Source organism: Rhodoferax sp. OV413, assembly GCF_900104385.1.
Classification (GTDB): Bacteria; Pseudomonadota; Gammaproteobacteria; order Burkholderiales; family Burkholderiaceae_C; genus Rhodoferax_B.
The window spans coordinates 317,999-334,282 of sequence record NZ_FNJA01000003.1 but is presented as its reverse complement, the minus strand read 5'-3'; the positions used below and the strand labels follow the sequence as shown (position 1 = coordinate 334,282).

11 protein-coding genes are annotated in these 16,284 nt (G+C 64.4%); 5 read left to right on the top strand and 6 right to left on the bottom strand.

The genetic code is table 11. The annotated features are described in order from the left end of the window. Position 1: 1 nt before the first annotated feature. Together pilB and BLT66_RS13160 are read right to left on the bottom strand one after the other, a co-directional pair. On the bottom strand, positions 2-1,735 hold the full coding sequence (gene pilB / locus BLT66_RS13165; RefSeq protein WP_092758170.1) for a type IV-A pilus assembly ATPase PilB: 1,734 nt from the start codon (positions 1,733-1,735) through the stop codon (positions 2-4). A gap of 83 nt (positions 1,736-1,818) precedes the next feature. Then, a complete protein-coding gene (locus BLT66_RS13160) occupies positions 1,819-2,817 on the bottom strand; it encodes an RluA family pseudouridine synthase (protein ID WP_369821598.1) in 999 nt (332 codons plus the stop codon). Between the two features lie 558 nt (positions 2,818-3,375). Between BLT66_RS13160 and BLT66_RS13155 the strand changes: the two genes are divergently transcribed. After that, positions 3,376-6,519 (top strand): Rne/Rng family ribonuclease, encoded by a 3,144-nt coding sequence (locus BLT66_RS13155; RefSeq protein WP_092758168.1) that lies wholly within the window; start codon positions 3,376-3,378, stop codon positions 6,517-6,519. A gap of 169 nt (positions 6,520-6,688) precedes the next feature. Here the strand turns inward: BLT66_RS13155 and BLT66_RS13150 are convergent, their stop codons facing one another. Genes BLT66_RS13150 through hemC form a run of 4 tightly spaced genes read right to left on the bottom strand, consistent with a single transcriptional unit; the run spans position 6,689 to position 10,739 of the window. Further along, on the bottom strand, positions 6,689-7,972 hold the full coding sequence (locus BLT66_RS13150) for a heme biosynthesis HemY N-terminal domain-containing protein (RefSeq protein ID WP_092758167.1): 1,284 nt from the start codon (positions 7,970-7,972) through the stop codon (positions 6,689-6,691). A gap of 2 nt (positions 7,973-7,974) precedes the next feature. Then, positions 7,975-9,015, bottom strand: coding sequence for a uroporphyrinogen-III C-methyltransferase (locus BLT66_RS13145; RefSeq protein ID WP_092758166.1), 1,041 nt, complete (start codon positions 9,013-9,015; stop codon positions 7,975-7,977). Then, positions 9,012-9,794 carry a uroporphyrinogen-III synthase gene (locus BLT66_RS13140; RefSeq protein WP_092758165.1) on the bottom strand — a complete coding sequence of 261 codons (783 nt, stop codon included), beginning with the start codon at positions 9,792-9,794 and terminating at the stop codon, positions 9,012-9,014. The genes BLT66_RS13145 and BLT66_RS13140 overlap by 4 nt, the downstream gene beginning before the upstream one ends. A gap of 21 nt (positions 9,795-9,815) precedes the next feature. Continuing rightward, the gene (hemC, locus tag BLT66_RS13135) at positions 9,816-10,739 is read right to left on the bottom strand and encodes a hydroxymethylbilane synthase (protein ID WP_092758164.1); all 924 of its coding nucleotides are present in this window, start codon (positions 10,737-10,739) and stop codon (positions 9,816-9,818) included. A gap of 112 nt (positions 10,740-10,851) precedes the next feature. Between hemC and ppc the strand changes: the two genes are divergently transcribed. The 4 genes from ppc to BLT66_RS13115 all read left to right on the top strand — a co-directional run bounded on the left by ppc (position 10,852) and on the right by BLT66_RS13115 (position 16,281). Continuing rightward, positions 10,852-13,713 carry a phosphoenolpyruvate carboxylase gene (gene ppc, locus BLT66_RS13130; RefSeq protein WP_092758163.1) on the top strand — a complete coding sequence of 954 codons (2,862 nt, stop codon included), beginning with the start codon at positions 10,852-10,854 and terminating at the stop codon, positions 13,711-13,713. Positions 13,714-13,801: 88 nt separating this feature from the next. Beyond that, positions 13,802-15,238, top strand: coding sequence for a mannose-1-phosphate guanylyltransferase/mannose-6-phosphate isomerase (locus BLT66_RS13125; protein WP_092758162.1), 1,437 nt, complete (start codon positions 13,802-13,804; stop codon positions 15,236-15,238). Continuing rightward, positions 15,228-15,887, top strand: a complete 660-nt coding sequence (locus BLT66_RS13120; protein WP_092758161.1) for an HAD family hydrolase — start codon at positions 15,228-15,230, stop codon at positions 15,885-15,887. The genes BLT66_RS13125 and BLT66_RS13120 overlap by 11 nt, the downstream gene beginning before the upstream one ends. Then, positions 15,880-16,281, top strand: coding sequence for a Rieske (2Fe-2S) protein (locus tag BLT66_RS13115; RefSeq protein ID WP_092758160.1), 402 nt, complete (start codon positions 15,880-15,882; stop codon positions 16,279-16,281). Before BLT66_RS13120 ends, BLT66_RS13115 begins: the two co-directional genes overlap by 8 nt. The last annotated feature ends 3 nt before the right edge of the window (positions 16,282-16,284 follow it).

Below are 16,284 nucleotides of genomic sequence, written 5' to 3'. Positions count from 1 at the left end.
TCTATTCATTGCTCACGGCGAGCACTTCTTCCAGCGAGGTCAACCCTAGCTTGACTTTGTGCAAACCGGCCTGGCGCAGCGTGCGCACGCCTTCGATTCTGGCCTGTTCGGCAATATCCATGGCACTGCCATCGCGCAGGATGATGCGTTGGATTTCATCGGAAATCGGCATCACCTGGTAAATGCCCACCCGGCCTTTGTAGCCGTTATTGCAGGCATTGCAGCCTATCGGGCCATAAGGCTTCCAGGAGCCATTCAGTTCTTCGGCCTCAAAACCAGATTCCAACAGGGTTTTCTGTGGAATCTCGATATGCGCCTTGCACACCGGGCACAAGCGCCGCGCCAGGCGCTGGGCGGTGATCAAAATCACGCTAGAAGCAATGTTGAACGGCGCAATACCCATATTGCGCATCCGCGTCAAGGTGGTGGGCGCATCGTTGGTGTGTAGGGTGGACAGCACCAAGTGGCCGGTTTGCGCGGCCTTGATGGAGATATCGGCGGTTTCCAGGTCGCGGATTTCGCCGACCATGATGATGTCGGGATCCTGGCGCAGAAAGGATTTCAGGGCGACGGCAAACGTCAGGCCGGCCTTGTCATTGACATTGACCTGGTTGACCCCCGGCAGGTTGATTTCGGACGGATCTTCCGCCGTGGCGATGTTGACACCTGGCTTGTTTAGCAGGTTGAGGAAGGTGTAAAGCGACACGGTTTTTCCCGAACCTGTGGGGCCGGTGACCAGCACCATGCCGTAGGGCCGGCCAATCGCATGCATGACCCGCTCTTTTTCTTCAGGCTCGTAGCCCAGCGCGTCAATGCCCAACTTTGCGCTGCTCGGATCCAGAATCCGGATCACGATCTTTTCGCCAAACAGGGTAGGCAAGGTGCTGACGCGGAAGTCGATCACCCGGTCCGGTCCGATCTTGAGCTTCATCTTGCCGTCTTGCGGCACGCGTTTTTCGGAGATGTCGAGTCGTGAGATTACTTTGATGCGCGAGGCCAGCTTGTCCTTGATGGCTACCGGTGGCGAGGCGATTTCGCGCAATTCACCGTCAATCCGGAAGCGCACGCGGTAGTTGTGCTCGTAGGGTTCAAAGTGCAAGTCCGAAGCCCGCATGCCGAATGCGTCGAGCAGCATCTTGTGCAGGAACTTGACGACCGGGGCATCCTCGACCTCGTTGGCATTGATTTCTGCGGCTTCTTCCGGCACACCCATGTTGGTGTCGTCGAAATCGAAGTCGCCACCAATGATGTTGCCCATGGCTTCATTGGCGGACACGGAGTTGGCGTCCACGATCTTGGACAGCTTGTCGTATTCGGCAATGATCCAGTCCACGCCTAACTGGGTGGAGAACTTGATTTTTTCCGCGGCCTCCTGGTCGGACGGGTCGGCGGTGGCGACGATCAGGCGGTTGTTGCGCTTGCTCAGCACGACCACGCGGTAGGCTTGGCAGATCTTGCCGTCCAGCAGGTCTCTGGGCAGGCGTTCGCGGTCTACCGCGTCAATGTCGAGCAAGGGGGCTGCGAACGCGGTGGACATGGTGTGCGCCAGGTCGGATGCAGACACCACGCCCGAGGTCATCAGTTCGGCGATAAAACTGGTGCGGTTGCTTTGGGCTTTGCGGTAAATGTCTTCGGCCGACTTTTGCCCCAGCTTTCCGGCAGAAATCAAAACCCTTCCCAAGCCGGGAAGCGCTACGGTAGAGGTTTCTTTGGTGAAGGGTTCAACAGCGGCCATAAGCCCAAAATGTAGCAGGTAGCAAAAGGTAACCGAATCATCACCGATTCAGTGGCGGCTGTAAATGGCGCAGCCGCACCTATTCAGGGGCTGCTGCTATCAGATTGGGTGCTGATGAAGCTTTGTAACTCGTTGGGCAGCGCGGCGTTGAGCTCCACACTCGCGCCACTGGCGGGGTGGCTCAACTGCAAACGCCATGCATGCAGAAACATGCGTTTGAGCCCCTGCTTCAACAAAGCCTTGTTGGCCTCAAAGTCGCCATATTTGTCATCACCGGCAATCGGAAATCCTTCCGAAGCCAGGTGCACGCGGATCTGGTGGGTCCGGCCGGTCTTGATAGTTACCTCCAGCAGGCTGAAGCCGGCAAAGTGCTGGGCCACCTTCACCAGCGTGAGCGAGCGCATGCCGTCGGGGTCGTCCCTCGCCACCACCTTGACCCGACGTTCTCCGTTCGCCAGCAGGTACTTGTGTAAAGATTTGTCCAACACCTTCTTGTTGGCCGGCCAGTGCCCTAGCACCAGGGCCAGATAGGTCTTGCCGGTTTCGCGTTCGCGGAACTGGTCTTGCACGTTTTTCAGAGCGCTGCGTTTCTTGGCTAGCAGCAGGATGCCTGAGGTTTCCCGGTCCAGCCGGTGCACCAGCTCCAGAAACGGCGCCTTTGGGCGGGCCATGCGCAACTGCTCGATGACCCCAAAGCTGACACCGCTACCGCCATGCACGGCCACACCCGCCGGTTTGTCGATGGCCAGCAGGTGCTCATCTTCCAGCAGCACCGGGAATTCGCGTGCGGGGGCTGGTGCGCTGGCCATGGCTTCGGCCTTTTCGGCAACCCGTTCGGAAATCCGGGTCGGCGGCAGCCGCACCACGTCGCCGCCTGCAATGCGGGTGTCGGCCGCCGCACGGCCTTTGTTGACCCGCACTTCGCCGCTGCGGATGATGCGGTAGACATGGGTTTTGGGCACGCCTTTGAGGTGGCGCATCAGGAAGTTGTCGAGCCTTTGGCCGGCGTCGTCAGGGTCCACCGTAATGAATTTGACTTCAGGCATGGGGGGAGGGTGGTTAGCACCTATAATATTTTTCACCAGCGTCGTGTCGTAAGTGCTTGATTCACCACAGTTTAGAGCACAACACCGACAACGCTGCGAGGTCGATGCCACTCCAGGCTGTCTGCTGCCAAGCCGCGCGAACCTAGCGCCGATGGCCGCAAACGCTGATGAGGCGGGCTGACGCGATGGAAATACGGATACGGAATACCCCCAAATTGTCGACCTGTGCCAATACGTTCTACGTAGTGCCCAGGTGGCTCAACGGATCGAAGCGAGAACTCTTGTGCTGATGGTGATGGTTCAAACCTGCTGGCGGTGGCTCATAGCCCCGGTCTTTGGCATGGAACTGCCCCTGGCGCACATCTACTATGCGCGAGTAGCTATAAATTCAATAGCTGTTCTGCCCACCACCTTCCTCGCCTTCGTCCCCATACCCCCTCTGTCACCCTGTAAGCCAACGCTTACCTAGTGCAGTCTTGCGGTCATTCCGGTTGTTTCCATGCGTCTGTTCAGGCATCAAAAGGCCCAATTTGGGCCATATTGAATTGAAGAACATTTCTGGACCCCCTGTGGTCCAGTCAAAGGAAACGCACCATGAAACGGATGCTGATTAATGCAACGCAGTCGGAAGAACGTCGGCTAGCGATTGTGGACGGGCAAAAACTGCTCGACTACGAAATTGAAATCGAGGGGCGCGAACAGCGCAAGGGCAATATCTACAAGGCCGTCGTCACCCGCGTCGAGCCTTCGCTGGAAGCCTGTTTTGTCGACTACGGCGAAGACCGCCACGGTTTTCTGCCCTTCAAAGAAATCTCCAAGCAGTATTTCACCCAGGGCGTGCCGGTCAACCAGGCGCGTATCAGTGATGTGATCCGCGAAGGCCAGGAACTGCTGGTCCAGGTCGAAAAAGAAGAGCGCGGCAACAAGGGCGCCGCCCTGACGACCTTCGTGTCGCTGGCCGGCCGCTATGTGGTGCTGATGCCGAACAACCCGCGTGGCGGTGGTGTGTCGCGCCGCATCGAAGGCGACGACCGGGCCGAGCTCAAAGAAGCCATGGACCAGCTCGAATACCCGAACGGCTCCAGCATCATTGCCCGTACCGCCGGTATCGGCCGCAGCGCCCCTGAACTGCAGTGGGACTTGAACTACCTGCTCAAGCTGTGGACTGCCATCGACGGCGCCGGCAAGTCGGGCAAGGGCGCTTTCCTGATTTACCAGGAATCCAGCCTGGTGATCCGTGCCATCCGCGACTACTTCAACAACGACATCGGCGACATCCTGATCGACACCGACGACGTGTACGAGCAGGCCCAGCAGTTCATGGCCCATGTGATGCCTGAGCACGCAGCCCGGGTCAAGCGCTACCGCGACGACGCGCCGCTGTTCAGCCGCTTCCAGATCGAGCACCAGATCGAATCGGCCTACGCCCGCACCGTGCAGCTGCCGTCCGGCGGCGCCATCGTGATCGACCATACCGAAGCCCTGGTGTCGGTGGACGTGAATTCGGCCCGCTCCATCCGTGGTGGCGACATCGAGGAAACCGCTACCCGCACCAACCTGGAAGCTGCCGAAGAAGTGGCGCGCCAGATGCGTCTGCGCGATTTGGGTGGCCTGATCGTGATCGACTTTATCGACATGGAAGAAAGTCGCAACCGCCGCGACGTGGAAAACCGCCTGCGCGACGCGCTGCGCCAAGACCGCGCCCGCGTGCAGTTCGGCACCATCAGCAAATTCGGCCTGATGGAGATGAGCCGCCAGCGCCTGCGCCCGGCGCTGAGCGAAGGTGCTTCGATCCCTTGCCCCCGTTGCGGTGGTTCCGGCCATATTCGCGATACCGAAAGCTCGGCATTGCAAATCTTGCGCATCATCCAGGAAGAGTCGCTGAAGGACAACACCGCTTCGGTGATGTGCCAGGTGCCAGTCGACGTGGCTTCGTTCCTGCTGAACGAAAAGCGTACCGAAATCGCCAAGATCGAGCTGAAGCAGCGTATCAACGTGCTGATGGTGCCCAACAAGACGCTGGAAACGCCGAACTACAAGCTCGAACGCCTGAAGCACGACGACCCGCGTCTGGACCACATCGAAGCCAGCTACAAGATGGCCGACGTGGTGGACGATGCCACCTCGGTGACGCGCCGTTCGCAAGAGCCGACCAACAAGCAAACCCCGGTGATCAAGGGCGTGCTGCCCGACGCGCCCGCTCCGCAAGCCGTGCCCAAAGCCGTGGCACCCGCGCCTGCACCTGTGGTGGCCGCACCCGCACCGGTGGCAGCGCCGGTCGAGACCGGTTTCTTTGGCTGGCTCAAAGGTCTGTTTGGTGCTGCCCCAGCGCCGGTCGTTGTGCCTGTGGCACCCGCCCCAGCGCCCGTAGCCGCCAAGACCGAAGAACGCCGTGAAGGCCGCAATGCGCGCGGTGAAGGTTCCGGTCGCGGTGGTCGCGGTGGCCGTGGCGGCCGCGATGAAGCGCCAGAAAGCCGTGAAGGCCGCACTGAGCGTGGTGAGGGCCGCAGTGCTGGCCGGGGTCCGCGTAATGCCGAAGGCCGTGAAGCCCGTGAGGGCCAGGAAGCCCGTCCGGACCGTGGTCCGCGCAATGCGGCCGACCGTCCTGAGCGCGCCGAGCGCCCGGAGCGTACCGAAGGTGCTGTCGACGCCCAAGGCCGTGGCCGCGGTGGCCGTGGCCGCGGCGACCGTCAGCAGGGTCCGCGTGAGCGTTCCGAAGCTGACAGCCAGGCATTGTTGTCCCAAGGCGAAGCAGGTGTAGTGGCCGAAGCTGGTGCCGTCAGCGTTGACGCTACGGGTGCAGAGCCCCGTCCCGAGCGCGCGCCCCGCAATGCGGGTGAGCGCGGTGAACGCAACTCGCGTGGTGGCCGTGGTGGCCGTGGCAGTCGCGAAGACGGCGTAGCCGGCCGGGACCGCCAGGACGAGCCGCGTCCCGACCTGCGCGAACCCTCTGCCGAAGCCGAGTCTGGCCGTGCCCCCCGCCCTGAGCGTGAGCCACGTGCTGAACGCGAACCCCGTGCGGAGCGTGAGCCTCGCCAGGACCGCGAACCGCGTGCCGAACGTGAGCCACGTGCGCCAGAGGTGGAAGCCGTTGAGCGTCCAGAGCGTCCTTCGTACTTCGCGGCCGCCAAGCCGGCGGTTGCCGACGCTGAAAGCGCCCCGGTGCTAGCCGAGGCTGGCGAAGCTGGCAACGAAGCCCGTCCCGAGGCTGAAGAACCCCAGCGCCGTGAAAAACGTTCGCGGGACCGTTATGGCCGTGACCGCAAGGACCGTGCGCCGCGCGACAACGCGGGTGAGCCTGCGGCTTTCGTGCCCAACCCGGTAGAGCCGCAAGCCGAATCGCTGGTGGAGCGCTCGGTGGCGGTGGCTCCGGCCGCTGCCCCTGAGGTGGCTGAGGTGGTGCAGGAACGTGCGCCCGTCGCGCCAGTTGCAGCTGAAGTGGTTGTGAGCGTCGCCGCACCGGTAGCCGCACCCGCAGCGCCGGTGGTGGCCGCGGCTCCCAAGATGCCAGCTTTCTCTCTGCCTACGGCGGAGCTAGACCAATTGGCCCAGAGTTCGGGTCTGCAATGGGTGGGTACCCAGCCTGAGCGCGCTGCTGCCGTCCAGGCCGCGATCGCCGCTGAACCCCGGCCAGTGCATGTGCCGCGGGTACGCCCTCCCATCGTGGTGGCGCAAGCCGAGCCGCTGGTGATGGTGGAAACCAAGCGTGATCTGCGCAGCATGGATCTGCCGTTCTAAGCAGTTCAGCCTGCCAACAAGAAATGGACCTTCGGGTCCATTTTTTTTGCTTGTGCGGGGTAGATAGCGGCGCGGGATCTAGCGGCTAGTCGCCGGCTGTGATGGGTAGCTCACTGCCTCGGCCAGACCCGCAAAACCCTGGGGGGTGTCCCGGGGTCTGGAGCAGCGATCAGGTTGCGGCGACGCGCTTATAGGCTTCTTGCGCAGCGGCCGTATCGCCACGCTGCTCAGCCAGGTCGGCCAGTGCGCGCCAAGCGCTGCGCTGCAGCCCGGCATCTGTCAGCTGGTGTACGGCTTGCGTCAGCAGCTGCTGGGCCTTGCCCCATAGCTGGTGGCGCAGGCAGGCGATGCCCGCCAGGTACTGCAGATTCGCATCGCGCGGATTGCGCTGCTGGGCGGCTTCAATCCGGTGCAGCCAGGGCAGGTCCATTGCAGTGTCGGAGACCGCAAACCCGGCCTCCAACGCCCGCACCAGCTTGATGCTGTAGGCGTGCTCCTGCTCGGTGTGGGCCACCAGCTGCTCCCAGATCGGCAGCAGCCATTGGCGGGCCAAGCCGGCATCCCCTTGCAGGGTGGCCAGGCGGTGTGCGGCCTGGATGGCCACATCGGGCATCAGGCGTTCGGTGCTTTCCAGCTCGGCCCAGGCGCGCTGTAGTTGTGCGGGGTCGTGGGCGCCGCTGACCAGCTCCAGTGCCAGGCCACGCAGAATGCTCTGGGCCGCGGCCGGCGAGAACGCACGGTGCTTGGCCAGCAGGCGGGCGGTCTCCAGCGCGGGCAGGGTCTGGCGTGCCAGGCGGTTGGCTTTCAGGCGCACGCGCAGGGCCAGGGTGCGGCGGGCAGCGCCCTGGGGCAGGGCGTCCAGCCATTGCAGCGCGGCATCGGCGTCGCGGTCGGCCAGGGCCCAGTGGGCGGCACGCAGCTGTACGCCTTCGCGGGTTTCCTGGGTTTCCAGGGTATTGCGCTGCGCCGTGCTGTCCAGGGCAAGCTGCATATGGGTATCGCGCACAGCGGTGTCTTGCAGCGACTGGGCGCTTTCGGCGGTGATCAGGTGTGCCAGTGCGCGCAGCTTGTCGCCATGGGCCAGCGGATGGCCGCTGGTCAGCAAGGCTTTTTCTTGGCGCAGGGCGGCTTCGGCGGCTTTGCGGGCGCGCAGGAAGCGGCCGGCCAGCAGGTGCGAGAACGCGTCCAGCAAGGCCGTGTGGGTGGCCCGTTCTTTTTGCTGTAGGCGCCAGCGCTGGGCCTGCTGCGGCATGGAGAACAGTGCCGACAGCGCCTTCAATGCCAAGTGCAGCACCACAAACAGTGCGGCCGTCAGCACCAGCACCAGATTCAAGGACAGGTCAACCCGGTACGGTGGCCAGAAGACGGTGATGGTGCCCTGGTTGTTGCCAGCCAGCAGCGCTACCGCGACGGCCACACCGAACAGGGCCAGGAGCCAAGCAATCGCACGCATGCTCAGCGCCCCGCCGCGGCAGTGGCCAGAGCGGCCAAGGTTTCATCCACCCGCGGCAACTCGGCGCTCTTCATCTGACTTTGTACCTGCTGCAGCAAGGTGGCCATGTTCTGGGTCTTGCGCGAGCTGGGGTCGAAGTATTTGTTCAGCGCTGCGGTGGCCGCTGCCAGGTCGGCGCGCGAGGATTCGAGCTGTCGGGCCAGCAGGCCGAGCCGGGCATTCAGCAGCTTGAGCTTGAGATTTTCGCGCAGGAAGAAGCTTTGCTCGGGCGACAGCAGAGCGGCCTCGGGCTGTTCGATGCGGCTGACGCGCAGCAGTTTGCGGGCTTCCTGGTGTACCAGGTCCAGCCAGCGCTGCCACCATTCGCTGGCCGCCGGTCCGCTGGTGGTTTTGTCTGCGCCTACGGCGGAGGCGGCCACCACGGCGTTGACGGTGGGCAGCTCGTCGACCTGGCGCACCAGTTCGTCGAGCTTGATCAGCAGGCCCGGGGTGTCGGTGGTGCTGGCGGATTTGATGCGGTCGGTGTCGCGGGCGATGGCGCGCTGCAGCGGTGCCAGGCGCGGCTGGGCGGCCCGGCTGACGCGGTCGTCGGCCGTTTTGAGGGCTGCCAGCAGGGGCTCGACGCTGCCGGTGAGCTGGGCTTGCTGCTGGGCCAGCCGCACCGAGGATTCGATGTCGACCACCAGGTTTTCGTCGCGCGAGCGCGACAGGCTTTGCATCAGGTCTTCGAGCTGAGAGCGCTGCAGCGTGGTTTCGCTGATGCGCGCATCGGTGACGGCCTGGTGGGCCGCGGTTTCGCGGGCCTGGTCTTGCGCTTGGCGGGCCATGGTGCGGGCCTCTACGGCTTGGGCGCCGGCGTCGGCGCTTTGCCGCGCCAGGTGTTCCTGGATGCTGGACAGCTTTTGCCACAGCATGCCGCTGCTGGCCAGGGCCAGCACGGCTACGCCCGCCACAACCAGCGTGGACTTGCTGGAGCCCTTGGACGGTGGTGTCACCGATGGAGTGGGCGGGGCGGCAGATTCAGGGGGCAGCTCGGCATTCATGCCAGTGATTCTATCGAGGCCACTATCTCGGCCAGAGTCGGGCGTGACTCGCAAACAACACCAAAACCCGCAGCCCGCGCGGCCTGTGCAATCCGCGGGTGGGTGGCGACCGCGCGGGCCGGGCGGAAATCCTGGCCTGGCAGCAGGGTTTGCAGATGGGCAATGGCCTCAGAACTGCTGAACAGCCAGACGCTGCCATCGGCGCAGGCCTGTCGCGCCTGGTCTAACTGGGCGACGCTGAACACCGGCAGGCGGCGCTCGTAGGCGACCACCGTGTCGACCTGCGCGCCGGCGCCGGCCAGTTTCTCGGCCAGCCAGCTGCGGCCCGCGCTTTCGCCAGTGTGGTCGCCGCCGCGCACGATCAGCACCCGGCTGCCGGGCTGCACGGTGGGGGCGACGATGTGCCACAGGGCTTCGGAGTCGAATTGCCCGGCGGCGGCATCGGGCGCATCGATCTGCGCGGGTTCTACGCCAGCCTGGCGCAGTGCAGCCACGGTGCCGGGGCCGGTGGCCCATGCTCTTGTTCTGATAGCTGCTTGCGCAGGCATAGATTGCGCTAGAGGCTGATTTAATGCATAAAAATGCTGGACCGCGTTGCCGCTGACAAACATGGCAGCCTGGTAGCTGGCCAGCTGCTGCCAGGCTTGCCGCACCGGTTGCGCATCGGCGGCCGGGCCGATGTCGATCAGGGGCAGGGCAGTGCTGCGTATCCCTAGGGCCGCCAGCTCGCGGACCCAGCGCAGGCCGTCCTGCGCGGGGCGGGTGACGATGGCGTGCATGGCCTTGGTTGCCAGTGCCCGCTAGCGGGCGCCGCCAGCGCGCAGCTGGGCGGCAACCTGCTCACCGAGCGCGGTGGCGCTGGCCAGGTCGGTGATGGCGGCCTGCGCGCTGGCGGTGACCAGGGGCGCGGGCTGCTCGGCATCGCCCCAGGCGGCGTCTATATGCAGTTGCGTGCCCTGCCAGGTGGCATAGGCGGCCAAGGGCATCGAGCAGCTGCCTCCCATGCTGCGGCTGACGGCGCGCTCGGCGGCCACGGCCTGCCAAGTGGCGGTGTGCGCCAGCGGGGCCAGGGCGGCGATCAGATCGCTGCGGTCGGCGCGGATTTCTATGCCCAGTGCACCTTGGCCAGCGGCGGGCAGCATGCTGCTGGGCGCGAAGCGGCTGCGGATGCGCTCCGGCAGGCCGAGTCGCATCAGGCCGGCACTGGCCAGCACGATGGCGTCGAACTGGCCTTCGTCGAGCTTGCGCAGCCGGGTGTCCAGGTTGCCACGCAGCGGGGCGATCTGCAGGTCCGGCCGCAGCGCGCGCAGCAGCACGGTGCGGCGCAGGCTGGAGGTGCCGACCACGCCGCCCTGCGGCACATCGGCCAGGGTGGCGTAGCGGTTCGAGACAAAGGCATCGCTCGGGTCTTCGCGCTCCAGCACGCAGGCCAGGGCAAAGCCTTCGGGCAGGTCCATGGGCACGTCTTTCAGGGAGTGCACGGCGATGTCGGCGCGGCCTTCTTCCAGGGCGATTTCCAGCTCCTTGACGAACAGGCCTTTGCCGCCGACCTTGCTCAGCGAGCGGTCGAGGATCTGGTCGCCGCGGGTGGTCATGCCCAGCAGGCTGACATGGTGGCCTTGCTGCGCCAGCAGGGCCTGGACGTGTTCGGCCTGCCACAAAGCCAGCCGGCTTTCGCGGGTGGCGATGACGATGTTCAAGAAGGGCGCGGACGGTGTGCTCAAACCGGTAACCTGTTGGTAATTTTTGGAAGAAATAGCGGGTGTTTCGGGGGGAGGTCGATGCTAGCATGCGGCCTGCCCGCCTCTTTGTTTCGCCCACCTAGGAAGTTTACGTATGTCAACGGCAGATTCCCCCAGCTCCAGCGCCCCCAAACGCGTCCCGCCAGGCCCGTCCCAACCCGCCCGTCCGGCCCGCGCCAAGGACAATGAGCGCCCTCTGGTGGAAGACATCCGCTTGCTGGGCCGCATCCTGGGGGATGTGATCCGCGAGCAAGAAGGGGCGCCGGCGTTCGAGCTGGTCGAGCAGGTGCGCAAGCTGTCGGTGGCCTTCCGCCGCGATGCCGATACCGATGCCGACAAGGCGCTGAAGAAGCTGCTCAAAGGCCTGACCGGCGACCAGACCGTCAGCGTGATCCGCGCGTTCACCTATTTCAGCCATCTGGCCAACTTGGCCGAAGACCGCCACCACATCCGCCGCCGCGCGGTGCACGAGCGCGCCGGCGATACCCAGGAAGGCAGCATAGAAGTGGCTCTGGCACGCTTGCGCTGGGCGGGTATAGCTCCTAAAACAATAGCGCAGACCCTGGCCCACAGCTATGTATCGCCGGTGCTCACCGCCCACCCCACCGAAGTCCAGCGCAAGAGCATTCTGGACGCGGAGCGCGACATCGCCCGGCTGCTGACGCTGCGCGATGAGATCCGTGAACGTGGCGTTGCCAGTGTCAAGGACGCGCTGGCACCGCGTGAACTGGCGGCCAACGAGGTGCAATTGCGGGCCCGGGTGATGCAGCTATGGCAAACCCGGCTGCTGCGCATGTCCAAGCTGACAGTGGCCGACGAGATCGAAAACGCGCTGAGTTACTACGAAGCCACATTCCTGCGCGAGATTCCCAAGCTGTATGCCGAGCTGGAAGGCTCACTTGGCAACCACCCGGTGCACAGTTTTCTGCGTATGGGCCAGTGGATCGGCGGCGACCGCGACGGCAACCCCAACGTCAGCGCGCAAACCCTGGAATACGCCTTGCGTCGCCAAGCCGATGTGGCCTTGCGGCATTACCTGACCGAAGTGCACTACCTGGGCGGCGAGCTGTCGCTGTCCGCCGGCCTGGTCGGGCTGACGCCGGCCATGCAGGCCCTGGCCAAAAGCTCGCCCGACACCAATGTGCACCGCCAGGACGAGCCCTATCGCCTGGCGCTGACCGGCATGTACGCCCGCCTGGCCGCCACGCTGAAAAGCCTGACCGGCGGCGATGCGGCCCGCCACGCCGTGGCGCCGCAAAACGCCTATCTGCTGGCCGAGGATTTCCTGGCCGATCTGCGCACCATCCAGGCCTCTTTGCTGGCCAACCACGGCGCTACCCTGGCCGCCGAGCGGCTACACCCGCTGATCCGCGCGGTCGAGGTGTTCGGCTTCCACCTGGCCACGGTGGACCTGCGCCAGAGCTCGGACAAGCACGAGGAAGTGGTGGCCGAGCTGCTGTCGGTGGCGCGCATCGAGTCCAGCTATTCCGCATTGGACGAAATGGCCAAGCGCAAGCTGCTGATGGGCTTGCTGAACGACGCGCGGCCCTTGCGCGTGGTCGGCGCCCCATATTCCGAGCATGCATGCAAGGAAATCGCCATCTTCGAGGCGGCCCGCGTGACCCGCGCCCGCTATGGCGTGCAGGCCATCCGCCACTACATCATCAGCCACACCGAGACAGTCAGCGACTTGCTGGAAGTGCTGCTGCTGCAAAAAGAGGTGGGCCTGATGCACGGCACGCTGGACCAGAAGGCCACGGTAGACCTGATCGTGGTGCCGCTGTTCGAAACCATCGAAGATCTGCGCAATGCCGCGCCCATCATGCGCGAGTTCTACGACCTGCCCGGCGTGGCCGATCTGGTGCAGCGCAGCGGCGCTGAGCAGGACATCATGCTGGGCTATTCGGACAGCAACAAGGACGGCGGCATTTTCACCAGCAACTGGGAGCTGTACCGCGCCGAGATTGCCCTTGTCGATCTGTTCGACCAGTTGGCTAACAGCCACAACATCACCTTGCGCATGTTCCACGGCCGCGGCGGCACGGTGGGCCGTGGCGGCGGCCCGAGCTACCAGGCCATCCTGGCCCAGCCACCGGGCACGGTGCGCGGCCAGATCCGCCTGACCGAGCAGGGCGAAGTCATAGGCTCCAAATACGCGAATCCCGAGATCGGCCGGCGCAACCTGGAAACCCTGGTGGCTGCCACCCTGGAAGCCACCCTGCTGCAGCCCACCAAGTCGGCCACGCCGGCGTTTTTGCAGACGGCGGCCCAGCTGTCCGAAGCCAGCATGGCGGCTTACCGCGCACTGGTCTACGAAACTCCGGGCTTCACCTCTTACTTCTTCGATTCCACGCCGATCCGCGAGATCGCCGAGCTGAACATCGGCTCGCGCCCGGCTTCGCGCAAGGCTTCACAGAAGATCGAAGACCTGCGCGCCATCCCCTGGGGCTTCAGCTGGGGCCAGTGCCGTCTGACCCTGCCGGGCTGGTATGGCTTTGGTTCTGCTGTCGAGGCGTTTTTGAATGAAAACGGCGCTGCAGGCAAGAAGGACGCACTGGGGGTGCTACAAAAAATGTACCGCCAGTGGCCGTTCTTCCGCACCCTGCTGAGCAATATGGACATGGTGCTGGCCAAGAGCGACCTGGCGTTGGCATCCCGCTATGCCGAGCTGGTCAGCGACGCACGGCTGCGCAAACGGGTCTTCAGCAGTATCGAAGCGGAGTGGCATCGCACGGCGACTGCGCTGTCGCAGATTACCGGTGAGAAGCAGCGCCTGTCGGGCAATGCGGCGCTGCAGCGCTCGATCCGGCACCGCTTCCCGTATATCGATCCGCTGCACCACCTGCAGGTCGAGCTGGTGCGGCGCTACCGGGCCGGCCAGGGCGATGAGCGGGTGCAGACCGGTATCCATATCTCCATCAACGGCATTGCGGCTGCATTGCGTAATACGGGGTAAAAGCGCGCCAGCTCTGCATGTTGCTCTGCAATAATGAAAGCAATGGCCACTCCAAGGCCCCTGGTTTTTCATCTTAGTGGAGTCTTTTATGCTGATACAACCCGTTGTGCTCTCTGGTGGCTCAGGCACCCGTCTGTGGCCGCTGTCGCGTGAAAAATACCCGAAGCAGCTGCTGCCGCTGATCGGTGACGATTCGCTGCTGCAGGCCACGGTGCGCCGGGTCGAGGGCTTGGGCCTGGGGGCCGTGGCGGCGCCCATGGTGGTGTGCAACGAGGAATACCGCTTCGTCATCGCCGAGCAGCTGCGCCTGATGGGCCAGCCCGGCAGCATCGTGCTGGAGCCCACCGGGCGCAATACCGCGCCGGCTCTGACCCTGGCCGCGCTGGCGGCGCTGCGCGGCGGCGCAGACCCGGTGCTGCTGGTGATGCCGGCCGACCATGTGATCGTCGACAAGGCGGCTTTCCAGGCCGTGGTGCGCCAGGGCGCGCTGCTGGCGGATGGCGGCGCCATCGTCACCTTCGGCATCACCCCCGACAGCCCGGAAACCGGTTACGGCTACATCCAGGCCGGTGCCGCCTATGGCGACAGCGGCGCGGCCACCATCGCTCGGTTTGTAGAAAAACCCGACCAGGCCACCGCCCAGAGCTATCTGGATGCAGGCTCGTACTCCTGGAACAGCGGCTTGTTCATGGTCCAGGCCTCGGTGTGGCTGGCGGCCATGGGCGTGTGCCGCGCCGACATTTTGGCGGCATGCCAGACCGCCTGGGATGCAGGCCAGACCGATGGCGAATTCGTTCGCGTCGGCAAAGAGGTTTTCTCGGCCTGCCCCAGCGATTCCATCGACTATGCGGTGATGGAGCGCATAGCCTCCGGCCAGGCCGGCTTGCCGCCCGGCGTGGTGATTCCGCTGGCCGCCGGCTGGTCGGATGTGGGCGCCTGGGACGCTCTGTGGCAGGTGCTGCCCAAGGATGCAGCTGGCAATGTGAGCCAGGGCGACGTGCTGTTGCACAACTGCCGCAACACCCTGGCCTTGTCCGAAGGCCGCTTGATTGCTTGCGTGGGCGTGGACGACATCGTGGTGGTGGAAACCGCCGATGCCATCCTGGTGGCCCATAAGGACCAGACCCAGGACGTGAAAAAGATCGTGGAAAGCCTCAAGCAGAAGGGCCGCTCCGAAGGCCAGTTGCACCGCAAGGTGTTCCGCCCCTGGGGCTGGTATGACAGCGTGGACAACGGCAAGCGCTTCCAGGTCAAGCGCATCGTGGTCAAACCGGGGGGCACTTTGTCGCTGCAGATGCACCACCACCGCGCCGAGCACTGGATCGTGGTCTCGGGCACGGCCAAGGTCACACGCGGTGAAGAGGTATTCCTGGTGACCGAAAATGAATCCACCTATATCCCGCTGGGCACCACCCACCGGCTGGAGAACCCGGGCCGCGTCGAGCTGGAAATGATCGAAGTGCAGTCGGGCAGCTATTTGGGTGAGGACGATATTGTCCGGTTTGAAGATGTATATGGCCGCTAGACAATTTGATTTGATCGCTTTTGACTGGGATGGCACGTTGTTCGACTCGACGGCCATCATCACCCGCAGCATCCAGGAAGCGGTGCGCGACGTGGGCGGCACCGTGCCCAGCGATGTAGCTGCGTCCTATGTGATCGGCATGGCCTTGATGCCAGCCCTTGCGCATGCCGCGCCCGATGTGCCCGTATCCAAGCATGCGGAACTGGGCGAGCGCTACCGCCACCACTATATTGCGCACCAGCACGACATCGTCTTGTTTGACGGGGTCTTGCCCATGCTGGCCGAGCTCAAGGCGCGCCAGCATTGCCTGACGGTGGCCACCGGCAAGTCGCGCCGCGGCCTGGACGAGGCTTTACACGCGGTTGAGCTGCAAGGCGTGTTCGACGGCTCGCGCACCGCCGATGAAACCCAGGGCAAGCCGCACCCGCGCATGCTGCACGAGCTGATGCGCGAATTCGGCGTGGCGCCCGAACGCACCCTGATGATTGGTGACACCACGCACGACCTGCAGATGGCGCTGAATGCCGGCTGCGCCAGCGTGGGCGTGGGCTATGGTGCGCACCCGACCGATGCCTTTGAGGCGCTGCAGCCGCGCTTCGTCGCCCATTCGGTGGCAGAGCTGCGTGACTGGCTGAGGTTGCATGGCTGAGTCGCCGCTGGTTTTCCGGGAGTCCTTGCCCGTGCAAGCCATTCCTGTGTGCAATGTGGCCGATTTGCACGACGGCGGTGATGCCGTGCCGTTTGACGTCATGTACCTGGGCGAGTCCTGCCGGGCCTTTGCCATCCGCTACAACGGCCAGGCCTACGCCTACCTGAACCGTTGCACCCATGTGCCCATGGAGCTGGACTACCAGCCGAACCGCATATTCGACGACTCCGGCGAATGGCTGCTGTGCGCCACCCATGGTGCCGCCTACCGGCCGGACACCGGCGACTGTGGCGGCGGACCCTGCCGCGGCGGGCTGGTGAAGATCGAGCTGTCCGAGCGGGACGGCGTAGTGCACTGGCATACTCGCCACCAATTGCAACCTGTTGAGTTTTAACAA